Here is a 13,839-nt window from a genome sequence, read left to right on the forward strand (position 1 = left end):
TCGAGCGACCGCAGACCTACCTGCGCGAGGTGGGTCCACGGTCGCCCGGTTCAGCTGTGGATCAGGCGGCTGCAACCGTCGGCGCGCTGGGGCTTCGCTCGGCTTCGGCCATCACCTCGTGCACCGTCGGGTCGTAGACGTCCTTCCGGGGTCGTTCCGCAGGCTCTACTCCGTCGTCGCGTCGAATCGCCACCTCGCAGCGCCGCGCGAGGTCGTGTCGATTGCCGCCGGGCGCTTCCGGGGCGGTGAACTCGACCTCGGCGCGCAGTCCGGCGAGCCGGAAGATGCGGCCGATCGACGCTCCGATCGTCTCGTCTCCGACGAAGCACGTCGCGGTGGTCGGTTCGCCGTGTCGATCGAGATAGCGCAGCCGGATGGGCTGCACCCACGTCTCGGAATCGATGGCAGCCTGCAACAGGGCCGGGCGAAGCGATCCGTAGGCCAACCCACACCAGGTGGTGGCCTCGGGGAACACGACGACCGAAGCGCCCGCGCGGATTCGGTCGGCAACCTGGTCGACAACGGCCGGGAGCTCACGCAGTCGTGCGCGATCGATGGGAAGCACCTTCATGGCCCGGGCCAGTCGCCCGAGTAGCGGCCAGTCCACCAGATCGGCTCGCGCAACGAACGTCGACGGGCGCACTGCCGTGAGGACGACGACGTCGGTCCACGAAATGTGTCCGGAGACGTGCAGGGCACCACCTGCCGTACGCGACCGCTCTCGCTCCGAGCGTGTATCGAGCACGGTGAGATCGATGCCGATGGCCGATAGCAGCATCCGAGCGCCCAGCCGCGTCAATGCATGCCGAACCCGGGGAAAGGGCACCCCCAGGACGACCAACAGCGGCAACAGCGCGAAGGCCGCGATTGCCGCAACGATGCGCAGAACGAGGACGATTCGACGCACCGTGGGCGGATTCTTCGGCAGACACCCGTCACTGCACGGCGAGGACGGCATCCAGGCGTGTGCGCGAACCAGGGGTTGTATCATCGGGCACCCGACTCGAATGTCGTTGCTGCAGAACGAAGACGGTCCAGATACCTGGTGTTGGCCTCGTGCAGGCCGAGGAGCGCGACGAAATCCGCCACTCCGAATTCCGGGTCGTGGGCGGGCTCACCGCAGATGGAGGCACCGAGCCGGAGGTAACCGTTCATCAACGGCGGCATGGACGCTCGCTTCGCCGCCGGAATGTCGAGGAGATCGACGCCGTCGACGACCACGGGGTGGTAGGGCACGACCCGCCTGTCGACCGCTGTCGCGTGTCGATCCAACAGCCGGTCGCGAACACCACGCACGTTGGCCCCGACCGCTTCCCCGGGAGCCGATTGCATCGGAACCGACACGCAACCCATCACCCACTCGTATCCCGTCACGTCGAGGTAGTGCAGGATTCCCGCCCACATCAGGCCGAGGACCGACCCCGATCGGTGGTCGGGATGAACTGCGGCCCTTCCCATTTCGACGATGTTCATGCCGACGGGATCGAGCGCGGAGATGTCGAATTCGGTTGCGGTGTAATAGCCGCCTGCCGACACCGCGGCCTGCGGCGGCAACATGCGATAGCAACCGACGAACGTGTCGGTCCACTGGTCGCGAACGAGAAGGTGGTCGCAGAAATCGTCGAACCGGTCGGCGTCCAGACCGTCCGTGTCGGTGGGTATGGCAAAGCCGGGCTCGGAGGCGAACACGTCGTAGCGCAGGCGCTGCGCCGCGAGTCGGTGTTCGGGGTCGGTGGACAACACGAGCGAATAGCGGTCGGTGGCCGGGACGATCGATGCGGTCGAGCTCATGACGGAAGTGGTCATGAGGTGTGTCTAACGAGTGGGGAAGACTACCGGGCATCGCCGAGGAGAAGTGTCGGAAGAGTTTGCATGAACACGATTGCGCCCGTCGAAACGCGACGGGCCCCCACCGCAATCGCGATGAGGGCCCGTCGAGCAGAGATTTTCGCCGAGAGGCTATCCCTTGTGCTTCTTGACGGCCTCGGTCAGCTGAGGCGCGACGTTGAACAGGTCACCGACGATGCCGTAGTCGGCGATCTCGAAGATGGGTGCTTCCTCGTCCTTGTTCACCGCGACGATGGTCTTCGAGGTCTGCATGCCGGCACGGTGCTGGATGGCTCCGGAAATGCCCAGTGCAACGTACAGCTGCGGGGAGACGGTCTTGCCCGTCTGGCCCACCTGGAACTGGCCCGGGTAGTAACCGGAGTCCACGGCGGCACGCGAGGCACCCACTGCGGCACCCAGCGAATCTGCCAGATCCTCGACGACGGTGAACTTGTCGGCGCTGCCGACGCCACGGCCACCGGAGACGACGACCGTTGCTTCGGTCAGTTCCGGACGGTCGCCGCCGACGATCGGGTCACGCGAGGTGACCTTGACGGTGCCCTCTTCCTGCGCCGGGACCTCGACGGTCTCGCGGGTTCCCGCTCCGGCCTTCGGCTCTGCCTCGACTGCGCCGGGGCGCAGCGAGAGGACGGGGACGTCGCCGTTGGCCTTGGCCTCGACGGTGAACGCACCACCGAAGATGGAGTAGACGGCACTGCCGTCGCCGTTGATCGCGACGACGTCGTTGTGGTAGCCCGAGCCCAGACGGGCGGCGAGGCGGCCGGCAACTTCCTTGCCCTCGATCGTCGCTGCGGTGATGATCGCCGCAGGCGAGACCGACTCGGCGAGGGACGACAGGACGTCGACCTTCGGCGTGACGAGAAAACCGTCGACGTCGTCGGACTCGGCGACGTAGATCTTCTCGGCACCGGCCTCGGTCAATGCGTCGGCGACCTTGTCGGCGGTACCGACCGGGCCGGTGACGACCGCGGACGGCTCACCCAGTGCGCGGGCCGCGGTGATCAGCTCGGAGCTGACCTTCTTCAGTGTTCCTTCGACGTGCTCCACGAGCACGAGTACTTCTGCCATGACTTTGCTCCTCGTTGGTCTTCGATTGCTCGGTGGGGCGGGATCAGATGATCTTCTGGCCTACGAGGTAGGTGGCGATCTTGTCGCCGCCGTCGCCCTCGTCGGTGAGCCGCTCGCCGGCAGTCTTGGGAGGCTTGGGGGTGGACGAGGTGACCGTCGTTCCGGCGTTGTCGACGCCGACGATGCCGTCCTCGACACCGATGTCGGCCAGAGTGATGGTCTGCACCGTCTTTTTCTTGGCGGCCATGATTCCCTTGAACGACGGGAACCGAGGCTCGTTGATCTTCTCGGTGACGCTCACGATGGCGGGCAGCGTGGCTTCGAGTCCGAAGATGCCCTCGTCGGTCTCGCGCTCGCCGGTGACCCTGCCGTCTGCGACGGACAGCTTGCGCAGCTGCGTCAGGGCCGGGATCTGCAGGTATTCGGCGATGATCGCCGGAACTGCGCCGGTGCGGCCGTCGGTGGCCTCGTTACCCGCGATGATGAGATCGGCAGGCTCGTCGTTCTCGAACGCGACGTTGCCCAGTGCCGCAGCCAGGGCGTACCCGGTCTGGATGGCGTCGGAGCCGTGCAGGCTCGGGTCGTTGAGGTGTACCGCGCTGTCCGCACCCATCGACAGAGCCTTGCGGATCGCGTCGGTGGCGCGATCGGGGCCTGCGGACAGAACCTTGACCTCACCGCCCTGAGCTTCCTTGATGAGCAGGGCTTCTTCGACGGCCCGCTCGTTGATCTCGTCGAGAACGGCGTCTGCAGCCTCGCGATCGAGGGTGTAGTCACCGTCGCTGAGCTTGCGCTCGGACCATGTGTCTGGAACCTGCTTGATCAAAACAACGATGTTCGTCATGGGTCTGCGTCGACCTCCTGGTCATGTTCTGCTGATCGTGAGTGTTCTAACGGTTGCTGCAAGTCGAACGGTTGGTGCAGTTCTACGTTCCGCTACGAGGTTACCCCACCGTAGTTACTGGTGGGTAACTTACCTCCCTGCCCGATCGACCATACATCCGCACCCCGACTGTTATGGAGACCACGTTGGCTTACCTCATCGCCGGAGGCACTAACCTTCCGTCGGTGAACGATTCATCGGCTCGGACACCGGCACCGGAACCACTCCCCCTCACCGGCGAGCGAACTGTGCCCGGCATCGCCGAGGAGAACTACTGGTTCCGCCGTCACGAGGTGGTCTACCGTGCCCTCGCAGAGCGGTGCCGCGACCGCACGGTGCTCGAAGCCGGATCGGGAGAAGGCTACGGAGCCAACATGATTGCCGAGGTTGCGGCCTGCGTCGTCGGCCTCGACTACGACGTCTCGGCCGCGACGCACGTCCACGCCCGCTACCCCGCGGTGACGATGGTGCGCGGCAATCTCGACCGCCTTCCGTTCGCGGATTCCTCGGTCGGCGTCGTCGTCAACTTCCAGGTCATCGAACACCTCTGGGATCAAGGAGCGTTCCTGGCCGAAGTGCACCGCGTCCTCGAGCCCGGCGGCACGCTGCTGATCAGCACACCGAACCGCATCACCTTCTCGCCCGGACGCGACACTCCCCTCAACCCCTTCCACACCCGCGAACTCGACGCGGCAGAACTGACCGAGTTGCTCGTCGCCGCCCGCCTCGAGGTCACCGAACTCACCGGAGTCCGGCACGGAAGCACGCTGGCCGCCCTCGACGCCAAACACGGCGGATCCTTCATCGACGCGCAGATCGAACGAGCACTCGCCGGTGAACCCTGGCCTGCCGAACTCGCCGAGGACGTCGCCGCGATCACCATCGCCGACTTCGACATCGCGGCCGATCGAATCGACGACAGCCTCGACCTGGTCGCCGTCGCCCGAAAGAGCTCGGCTGCGGTGATCGGGTGACATCCGGTGCCACCGTGCCGGGCATGTTCTCCCTCGTTCTGCACTCCCACCTGCCCTGGTTGGCCAATCACGGCAGGTGGCCCGTCGGCGAGGAATGGCTGTACCAGTCCTGGGCCGACTGCTACCTCCCACTGACCGCGGCACTGGAACGGCTGGCCGACGACGGTTACGCCGACGTCCTCTCGCTCGGCGTCACTCCGGTACTCGCGGCCCAGCTCGACGATCCACATTGCCTGGCCGGCATGCACCATTGGCTCGGAAACTGGCAGCTACGCGCGCACGAGGCAACCGACCCCGCGCTCTCGATACGCGAACACCGGGCATCCGCTGCAGCTCTGGACCGCTTCGAGACGCGATGGCGACACGGCGGCTCGGCAGTACTTCGTCCGCTGATCGACACGGGTATCGTCGAACTGCTGGGTGGGCCGCTCGCGCACCCGTTCCAACCGTTGCTCGACGAAAGACTGCGGCGGTTCTCCCTGAGCGAGGGCCTACGCGACGCCGCCGCCCGATGGGGCACCACGCCCCGCGGTATCTGGGCACCGGAATGCGGATTCACCCCCGGTATGGAAACCGAATACGCGGCCGCAGGTGTCTCGCACTTCATGGTCGACGGCCCCGCCATGCGGGGCGACACCTCCCTCGGCCGGCCCGTGTGGGATTCGGACGTCGTCGCGTTCGGGCGCGACCTCCCGGTCAGCTACCGCGTCTGGTCACCGAAGTCCGGCTACCCGGGCCACGGTGCCTACCGAGATTTCCACACCTACGACCACGCGACCGGACTCAAACCGGCCCGGGTCACCGGCCGCACCGTCGACTCGAACGACAAGGCTCCCTACGAACCCGAGCGTGCCGCGGCAGCAGTGGACCGTCACGTCGCCGACTTCGTCGACGTGGTGCGTCGGCGATTGATCTCCGAATCCGAGCGGATCGGCCACGATGCCGTGGTGGTGGCCGCCTTCGACACCGAACTGTTCGGACACTGGTGGCACGAGGGGCCACAGTGGCTCGAGAAGTTGATGCGCGCACTGCCCGCCGCGGGAGTCACCGTCGGAACGTTGAACGATGCCCGGGAACGGGGATACGTCGGAGCCCCACTCGAACTGCAGGATTCTTCCTGGGGATCGGGCAAGGACTGGCGCGTGTGGGCAGGCGACGACGTCGCCGACCTGGTGAAACTCAACGCCGAGGTGTCCCGGACCGCGCTCGATGCCGTCGACGCCTCCCGTGCCGTCCGAAGCCGGGCGGGTGGCCCCGAACTGCGCAATCGAGTCGACGATCAGATTCTGCGTGAGACACTCATGGCCGTGGCCAGCGACTGGGCGTTCATGGTCAGCAAGGACTCCGCGGCCGGATACGCCCGAGAGCGAGCTCACGTCCACGCACATGCGCTACGTGAAATCGCTGCCGCGCAGCAGCACCCGGCCCGAGCCGAAGAATTGGCGCAGCAATGGAATCACGCAGACGGACTGTTCGCGGCGCTGGACGCACGCAGACTGCCCGGTGCACGCCGAGAAGGCCCAGGGGGGCGTAGATGAGAGTTCTGATGGTGTCGTGGGAGTACCCACCCGTGGTGGTCGGCGGGCTGGGTCGCCACGTTCATCACCTGGCGACCGAGTTGGTGCGCTGCGGGCACGAGGTCGTCGTCCTCTCGCGTCGACCGACCGCCACCGACGCGTCCACCCATCCCACCTCCCACCACATCGAGGACGGCGTACTGGTGGTCGCCGTCGCCGAGGATCCGGCGCACTTCGTGTTCGGAGAGGACATGCTCGCGTGGACTCTGGCGATGGGGCACGCCATGGTGCGGGCAGGGGTCGCCCTCGGTAAACCCGGCCTCGGCGACGGCTGGCAGCCCGATGTCGTCCACGCCCACGACTGGCTGGTCGCGCACCCGGCCATCGCTCTGGCCGAGTTCTACGACGTGCCGCTGGTCTCGACCATCCATGCCACCGAGGCCGGACGGCACAGCGGCTGGATCTCGGGCACCGTCAACCGCCAGGTCCATTCGATCGAATGGTGGCTCGCGAACGATTCCGACGCGATCATCGCGTGCTCGGCGTCGATGAAGGACGAGGTCACAGCCCTGTTCGACGTCGCCGAGTCGGCGGTCTCGGTCATTCACAACGGCATCGACGGATCCGCGTGGAGTTTCCGACGCCGACAGCCCCGCTCCGAGCCCGCGAAATTGCTCTTCGTCGGTCGTCTGGAATACGAGAAGGGCATCCAGGACGCCATAGCCGCTCTGCCACGCGTCAGACGAAGTCACCCCGGCACCACGCTGCACATCGCCGGCGAAGGCACTCAGTTCGGGTGGCTGGCAGGTCTGGCACGCACCCACCGCGTCGCCAGGTCGGTGTCGTTCCTCGGCAACCTGAACCACTCCGATCTGCTCGGATGGCTGCACGGCGCCGACGCCATCGTCCTTCCCAGCCGGTACGAACCCTTCGGCATCATCGCCCTCGAGGCCGCGGCAGCAGGCATTCCGTTGGTGGCATCGACGGCCGGCGGACTCGGCGAGGCGATCGTCGACGGCGTCACCGGGCTGTCCTTCGCTCCGGGTGATGTGGCCGCGCTGACGGCGGCGGTGCGGCGGGTGTTGGACAACGCCGATGCGGCGCAGGAGAGAGCCGTCGCCGCTCGGGAACGTCTCACCGTCGACTTCGACTGGAAGCACGTCGCGGAGTCGACGGCTCGGGTGTACCTCGAAGCCAAGCGCAAGGTTCGCCATCCGCTGGGTCGCCCGCACATCGTCGAACGCGCCCTGCCCGATCGCAGCTGACCCCATGTGAGTGGAACCTCGTAGTCCACTACGAGGTTCCACTCACATGGGGCTCAGCTCTCCCGCGCCGCCTCGGCCTGACCGAGAGCTTTCTTGCGCGCGATGTCCTCGAGTGCCGCGATGTACTTCGCTCGCTCGGCTGCGCCGGCCTCCCACGCCGTCTTGCGATTGCGGACGACTTTGGCCGGGGCACCGACGGCGATGCTGTAATCCGGAATCTCACCCTTGACGACGGCATGGGCACCGAGGACGCAGCCTCGCCCGATTCTGGTCTCCCGCAGGATCGTCACCTTGGCGGCGATCCAGGTATCGGGTCCGATTCGTACCGGGCCCTTGACGATTCCCTGGTCCTTGATGGGCATGTTCACGTCGTCCATCCGGTGGTCGAAATCGCAGATGTAGCACCAGTCGGCCACGAGCGTCGACGCGCCGATCTCGATGTCGAGGTAGGTGTTGACGACGTTGTCCTTGCCGAACACCACTTTGTCTCCGATGCGGAGCGAACCCTCGTGGCACCGGATGGCATTGCCGTCGCCGATGTGGACCCACCGACCGATCTCGAGGCGAGACAGTTCAGGGGTGGAGTGAATCTCGACGTTCTTGCCGAGGAAGACCATGCCCCGCAGGATCACGTGCGGGTTCGCGAGCTTGAACTTGGCCAGACGGTAGTACCGAACCAGGTACCAGGGGGTGTAGGCCTTGTTGGCGAGCACCCAGTCGAGGGACGCCCGCGTGAGAAACCGCGCCTGCTCGCTGTCGCGTCGTCTCGACCCGCGCCAGCGTGTTCGCAGCGGCGCGTTCCACATACTCGTCATGGACGTTCACCCTAGTTTCTCGCTCGCCCGCTCTCTGCCGGCACCCGTCAGCGGGCTAGTGTTGTCTCTCGACCGATGCCCGGGCATCGGCGCAGCAGGCCGAGCGACCGCCGATCGAAAGGGCACAACGGACATCATGGGGAGTGCTCGAATGCGTGTCGGGTTCGGTGCAGGTTCGACGTCCGGAGCAGGCAAGGGTCTGACTGCAGTGGCTGCGACGGTCCTGTTGACCCTTGCCGGGTGCAGCACGGAACCTGCTGCCATCGAACCGCTCTCGCCCGACTCCTGGCCCGCGGCGCACGCGAACCTCCGCAACAGTGGCTCGACGGACGTATCGGTCGGTGCTCCACTGACGCTGGACTGGACTCGACCCACCGGCGGCACCGTGACGTCACCGGTATCGATCGGCTCGAACGGTCAGATGTTCGTCACTGCCGCAACGGAATCGGGTTGCAATCTGTTCTCGTTCGAGATCGAGTCCGCCCGCAAACGCTGGTGCAACCGGATCGGCCCTTCCGTGGTGACCGCCACCCCCACCGTCGATTCTGCGATCAACGTCTACATCGGCGACGAAGGCGGGCTGAACTCGTACAACGATCACGGGCAATTACGTTGGCGTACACCGGTATACGGTGTTCCGAAATCCGCCCAGTTCTTGGGCGACGGCAGCGTGCTGTCGATCACCCAGATGGGTCAGGTCAGTGTCCTCGATTCCCAGAACGGCCAACTGCGAGTACCCATTCTCGATCTCGTTCCGGCCCCGGACTTCTTGACCGACCCCGATGCGGACTTCGAGCCGATGGACACCGGACTCGCCCAGTGCAGTTCGGGTGAATCCGAATGCGCTGTGCCTGCCGCGCCCGCGGTGGACCGCGACAGCGACGCCATCTACCTGACCCTGTGGCGACCGGGTTCGATTGCGCCGCAACTCGTCTCGCTGCAGTACTCCCGCGACGGCGCACCTGGACTCGTCGAACGGTGGTCCTCGGACCTCCTCCCAGCAGGCGTCGCATCGAGCCCGGTGCTCTCCGAGGACGGATCGACGGTCTACATCGCCGACGTCGACGGGCGACTGACCGCATTCGACACCTCGGACGGGAAACAGAAGTGGACCGAGGGCACGGGACTCGGAATCGGAGGCAGTCCATCGATCGCCTCGGACGGCACCATCGTCCCGGCCGGCGGCGACGGCACCCTGATGGGACTCCGAGACAACGGCGACTCGGCCGAGCGCGTGTGGGTTCGCGACGACGTCGAACAGGCCGGGGCAGCAGCACAATCCGCGGACGGGCGCGGCCACACCGTCGTTCGCGACGGCGACGGGCTGGCTCTGCTCACGTTCGACGCGGCGACGGGCGACAGTATCGATTCGCAGCCCCTACCCGATGTCGTCGGCACCACCGTGGGCACGTCCGTCGGTCCCGACGGGCAGGTCGTCACGGCGAGCTACCTGGGCGAGATCTTCACCTACACCGGCTGACGGACCGCGCCCGGCTCGCAGACGAACGCCACGGCCGAGCGCTCGATGCGAGTGATGACGACCGACAGCGAGACCCGACCCCGCAGTTTGAGTTTGGGCCTGAGCAACGCGGGATCCACGTCGACTCCGCGCACCAGGATCTCCACCGCGCCACACCCCAGTCGATTGAGTTGCTGCCGAAGCACTTTCTCCGAGAACTTCGACTGTTCGAGGATTCGGAAACCACGCACGCCGACGGGTACGGCGTCGCCCGTCAGGTACGCGATCCTCGGATCCAATTGCCAGAGGCCGAATTTGGCACCGTAATGCCGCACCAGTCCGGCCCGCACGACCGCACCGTCCGGATCCACGATGTATTCACCGGGCGGCCGAACGGGAATCTCGTCCGACTCGGCGTCGGTGATCTCGAGTGCACTTCCGTCGGATCGCAGGACCGCGGCACGACGCCGAATTCCGCTGTCGCCGAGACCTTCCGACCATAGGCACGCCTCGCGTACTCCCCCGTCGAGGGAGACCACCTCGATCTCACCGGGCCAATCGAGGGCATCGAAATCCAGCCCGGGAGCGCATTTGACGACCAGATCTCGCCCCCGATACGCGTCGAGGAGATCCGGCAACGGAGGTTCGAGCGCTGCGGGATCGTGCCGTCGACGACCACCGACGCGTCGTCCGGGATCGGCCACGATCACGGTCCCCCGTGTCGTCGGGGTCAGTGCGTCGGCGCGCAGCACCGTCGCGGAGGGCACGTTGTGGGCAGCCATGCGCACCCGAATCGGGTCCAGGTCACTTCCCACAGCAAGTTCGGTCGTGTCGACCAACGCCGCCAGCTCGCTGCCGATGGAACAGGTGACATCGTGCACCCGCCGTCCGGCCAGGCGGTCCGCGCGCCTGCGAGCGACGGTCGTCGGCGTCGCCTGCTGCACCGCGTCGTCGGTGACGAGCCAGCCGTCGGATCCCAGCAGCTTCGCCCGCGCTTTCCGCCGCACCGTCACCGTCTCGACGAGGGCCGCAACGTGCTCGGGGTAGCGGGCACGTACCGAGGCGATATCGCGCAGAGAAGTTCGCGCGTCGAGCTCGAGTCGGTCGACTGCACCGAGTGCCTCGGCACCGGCCTCGCTTCGCAGGAAGTCGAGGTCGGTGCCGGTGAAGTCATAGCCCACGGTTGGGACCGATCGATGCAGCGTCGGCCGTACGGCCGACGGTGGTGGAACGAATCAAGCGCGGGGCGCGGGCTTGGTTCCGGTGATCATCACGTTGTAGAACATGCCTCGCGGTACCACGTGCTGCAAGACCTTCTCGTCGACCCAGCTCAGCGTCTTCCACCCGTTGAACGCGAACTTGGCCCAGTTCCAGCCGAGCTTGCCTGCCGGAACGGCAGCCTCGAACGTGCGCACCGGCCACCCGAGCAGAGCGGCAGCGAATTCTTCGGTGTTCGCCTGAACGGCCTCGGCACCCGCCGACAACGCGATGTTCTCGAGGTCGGTCGGATCGAACGTGTGCAGGTCCACGACGGCCTCGAGTGCTGCAGCTCGCGAGGACTCGTCGAGTTCTTCCTGTGGCTTGCGCCAATCCGCCAGGAACGGCAGCTTGGTGGCACGAGTGGTCGCTTCCCAGGTGATACGGCCCAGCCAGCGAGCGTAGAAGTTGCCCACCGTGGTCGGCTCGCCTGCGAAGACGAAGCGTCCACCCGGCTTGAGAACGCGCAGAACTTCTCGCAGAGACTGCTCGACGTCCGGGATGTGGTGGAGCACGGCGTGACCGACCACCAGATCGAAGGTGTCGTCGTCGTACGGAATCGTTTCTGCGTCGGCCACCCGGCCGTCCACATCGAGTCCGAGGTGCTCGGCGTTGCGCAGCGCGACCTTGACCATTCCGGGTGAGAGGTCGGTGACCGAGCCCTTGTCGGCAATCCCGGCCTGCATCAGGTTGAGCAAGAAGAAACCTGTGCCACAACCCAATTCGAGCGCACGACCGTACGGCAGAGCCGCTCGAGCCGATGCGTCACCGGACACCGCCTGATCGAACCTGCCTCGGGCGTAATCGATGCAGCGCTCGTCGTAGGAGATCGACCACTTGTCGTCGTAGGTCTCGGCTTCCCAGTCGTGGTAGAGCACCTGCGCCAGTTTGGTGTCCGACCGCGCTGCCTCGACCTGCTCGGCCGTGGCGTGCGGATTCGGTGCCGGATCGACCTCGCGGTCTCGCGCCTCGGCCGAGACGAGAGGCGTCACAGAAGCAGTCGGTCGATTCGCACCGTCGTGGGGGCTTGCAGTCATGAGGCGAGCCTACTATCCGGTAGCCATGGAACAAGTTCGTCCACCGACCTCGATGCTCAACGCCCGGTGAAAGCGGCCTTTCCCGGTCCGTTGGCGATGAAGGATTCCATCCCGACGGTGCGGTCCTCGGTGGCGAACAGAGCCGCGAACTGCTGTGCCTCGACGCGCAGTCCGTTGGTCAGGTCGACGTCCAGCCCCTGATCTATGGACGCCTTGGCCGCAGCCAGAGCGCGTGACGCTCCGGTCGTGAACTGCCCCGCCCATGCGCGTGCCGCGTTGTACACCTCGTCCGGCGCGACCACCTCGTCCACCAAACCGATGCGCAGGGCCTCCTCTGCTCCGACGAAACGGCCGGTGAAGACCATGTCCTTGGCGCGACTGGGCCCGATCAGACGGGCCAGGCGCTGCGTGCCGCCGCCCCCGGGAATGACTCCGAGCAGCACCTCGGGAACGCCGAGCTTGGCATTGTCTCCGGCGATGCGTCGGTCTGCGCCGAGCGCGACCTCTAGTCCACCGCCCAGTGCGTATCCGGTCACTGCGGCCACGACCGGTTTGGGAATCGTGCTGAGCGAGCCGAGGGCGGACTGCAGTTCCGCCGCGATATCGGTCATCTCGACGACGGACATTGCCGCCATTTCCTTGATGTCGGCACCGGCCGCGAACACCTTCTCGCCGCCGTAGACGATGACCGCTCTGACGTCGGAGTTCACGGTGGCCTCGCGTGCCGCAGCCCGGATCTCCTCCTGCACCTGACGATTGAGCGCGTTCATCGGTGGGCGATCCAAGCGAATGGTGCCGATACCGTCGGATACTTCGAGAGTCACGAACTCAGCCATGGCCGAAGGCTACCGCGCCCGAGTTCAGCGATCCGACCAGGGATGCACCGTGCCCGCGTAGTACGCGTCCTCGCCGTCGAACTCCACTCGGACGGTGCCGTTCTCCCGGGTCAGGACGGGCAGGACCGCCGCAATCGTCTGCTCGTGATCGAGAACGTCGGCCACCGTTTCGAAACGGCCGAGCGCATCGAGCTGGCTCCACGTCGGTGGCAGCAGGACGGTGGTCCCCGAACGCCAGTCCGTCAACGCGTCCTCGGCCGAACGCCAGCTCACCGACGCGGCCTCGCTGGTCTCACCGTCGGCGTTCTGACCCTCGGGGAGCACGGCAACGAAGAACCTCGTGTCGTAACGTCGGGCTTCACCGATCGGGGTGATCCAGTGCGACCACGGCCGCAGCAGATCTGCTCGCAGCACCAGATCGTGGTCGGTGAGAAACTGGGCGAACGACAGCTCCCGGCGTTCCAGTCGACCGCGTTCCGCAGAGAACGGGGCGGTGTCGGCGACCACCGAATCCGCCGTCGGACCGGCCAACAACACGCCGCACTCCTCGAACGTCTCGCGCGCCGCTGCGCACACCAGCGCCTGCGCCTTCCCCTCGTCGGTACCGAACCGGTCGGCCCACCACGACGGCGGCGGACCTGCCCACTCGATGTCCGCAGCCGCATCCGACGGATCCACACCGCCACCGGGAAATACCGTCATGCCGCCCGCGAACGCCATCCCGCCGACGCGTTCGAGAAGGAACACCTCGATGCCGGGTTGTGATCGGCCGTCACGGATCAGAATGACGGTCGACGCATCACGTGCTGGAACGGAATCGGCGGCGGTGCTCGAGCTCATCTCCGCAACGTACCGCTGAGCCGGTGCGCCCGGGCACGGG

13 protein-coding genes are annotated in these 13,839 nt (G+C 66.3%); 4 read left to right on the plus strand and 9 right to left on the minus strand.

Annotation, left to right across the window (positions count from 1 at the left end; genetic code table 11):
* Positions 1 to 61: 61 nt before the first annotated feature.
* The 4 genes from CH281_RS20825 to CH281_RS20840 form a co-directional block, all read right to left on the minus strand.
* Positions 62 to 991: a lysophospholipid acyltransferase family protein gene (locus CH281_RS20825; RefSeq protein ID WP_179274249.1), complete on the minus strand. Its 930-nt coding sequence runs from the start codon at positions 989 to 991 to the stop codon at positions 62 to 64.
* Entirely contained in the window at positions 988 to 1,806 is an 819-nt protein-coding gene (locus tag CH281_RS20830; protein ID WP_032366360.1) for a GNAT family N-acetyltransferase, read from the minus strand. The genes CH281_RS20825 and CH281_RS20830 overlap by 4 nt, the downstream gene beginning before the upstream one ends.
* 153 nt (positions 1,807 to 1,959) lie before the next feature.
* Entirely contained in the window at positions 1,960 to 2,916 is a 957-nt protein-coding gene (locus CH281_RS20835) for an electron transfer flavoprotein subunit alpha/FixB family protein (protein WP_027496625.1), read from the minus strand.
* A gap of 43 nt (positions 2,917 to 2,959) precedes the next feature.
* Positions 2,960 to 3,760, minus strand: a complete 801-nt coding sequence (locus tag CH281_RS20840) for an electron transfer flavoprotein subunit beta/FixA family protein (protein ID WP_094695455.1) — start codon at positions 3,758 to 3,760, stop codon at positions 2,960 to 2,962.
* Between the two features lie 173 nt (positions 3,761 to 3,933).
* Here CH281_RS20840 and CH281_RS20845 point away from each other — a divergent pair, with 173 nt between their 5' ends.
* From CH281_RS20845 to CH281_RS20855, 3 genes are read left to right on the plus strand one after another with little or no spacing between them, the layout of a single operon-like run.
* Entirely contained in the window at positions 3,934 to 4,773 is an 840-nt protein-coding gene (locus tag CH281_RS20845) for a class I SAM-dependent methyltransferase (RefSeq protein ID WP_032366359.1), read from the plus strand.
* Positions 4,774 to 4,796: 23 nt separating this feature from the next.
* Positions 4,797 to 6,311, plus strand: a complete 1,515-nt coding sequence (locus CH281_RS20850; protein ID WP_094695491.1) for a 1,4-alpha-glucan branching protein domain-containing protein — start codon at positions 4,797 to 4,799, stop codon at positions 6,309 to 6,311.
* On the plus strand, positions 6,308 to 7,555 hold the full coding sequence (locus CH281_RS20855) for a glycosyltransferase family 4 protein (RefSeq protein WP_094695456.1): 1,248 nt from the start codon (positions 6,308 to 6,310) through the stop codon (positions 7,553 to 7,555). Before CH281_RS20850 ends, CH281_RS20855 begins: the two co-directional genes overlap by 4 nt.
* Before the next feature lie 53 nt (positions 7,556 to 7,608).
* Here the strand turns inward: CH281_RS20855 and CH281_RS20860 are convergent, their stop codons facing one another.
* Positions 7,609 to 8,370, minus strand: a complete 762-nt coding sequence (locus tag CH281_RS20860) for an acyltransferase (RefSeq protein ID WP_027496620.1) — start codon at positions 8,368 to 8,370, stop codon at positions 7,609 to 7,611.
* A 151-nt stretch (positions 8,371 to 8,521) separates the two neighbouring features.
* On the opposite strand from CH281_RS20860, the gene CH281_RS20865 reads away from it, so the two are divergent.
* Complete coding sequence (locus tag CH281_RS20865) at positions 8,522 to 9,850, plus strand: outer membrane protein assembly factor BamB family protein (RefSeq protein ID WP_094695457.1); 1,329 nt, start codon at positions 8,522 to 8,524, stop codon at positions 9,848 to 9,850.
* Here the strand turns inward: CH281_RS20865 and CH281_RS20870 are convergent.
* The 4 genes from CH281_RS20870 to CH281_RS20885 are packed head-to-tail and all read right to left on the minus strand — an operon-like array spanning position 9,838 to position 13,799.
* Complete coding sequence (locus CH281_RS20870; protein ID WP_094622406.1) at positions 9,838 to 11,010, minus strand: THUMP-like domain-containing protein; 1,173 nt, start codon at positions 11,008 to 11,010, stop codon at positions 9,838 to 9,840. The two genes, CH281_RS20865 and CH281_RS20870, sit on opposite strands and share 13 nt — an antisense overlap.
* 54 nt (positions 11,011 to 11,064) lie before the next feature.
* Positions 11,065 to 12,123, minus strand: coding sequence for a class I SAM-dependent methyltransferase (locus tag CH281_RS20875; RefSeq protein WP_032370757.1), 1,059 nt, complete (start codon positions 12,121 to 12,123; stop codon positions 11,065 to 11,067).
* Positions 12,124 to 12,179: 56 nt separating this feature from the next.
* The gene (locus CH281_RS20880; RefSeq protein ID WP_032366354.1) at positions 12,180 to 12,959 is read right to left on the minus strand and encodes an enoyl-CoA hydratase/isomerase family protein; all 780 of its coding nucleotides are present in this window, start codon (positions 12,957 to 12,959) and stop codon (positions 12,180 to 12,182) included.
* A gap of 24 nt (positions 12,960 to 12,983) precedes the next feature.
* Positions 12,984 to 13,799 (minus strand): NUDIX hydrolase, encoded by an 816-nt coding sequence (locus CH281_RS20885; protein WP_094695458.1) that lies wholly within the window; start codon positions 13,797 to 13,799, stop codon positions 12,984 to 12,986.
* Positions 13,800 to 13,839 lie beyond the last annotated feature (40 nt).

This window comes from Rhodococcus sp. 06-221-2, from assembly GCF_002258365.1.
GTDB classification, from domain to species: Bacteria; Actinomycetota; Actinomycetes; order Mycobacteriales; family Mycobacteriaceae; genus Rhodococcoides; species Rhodococcoides fascians.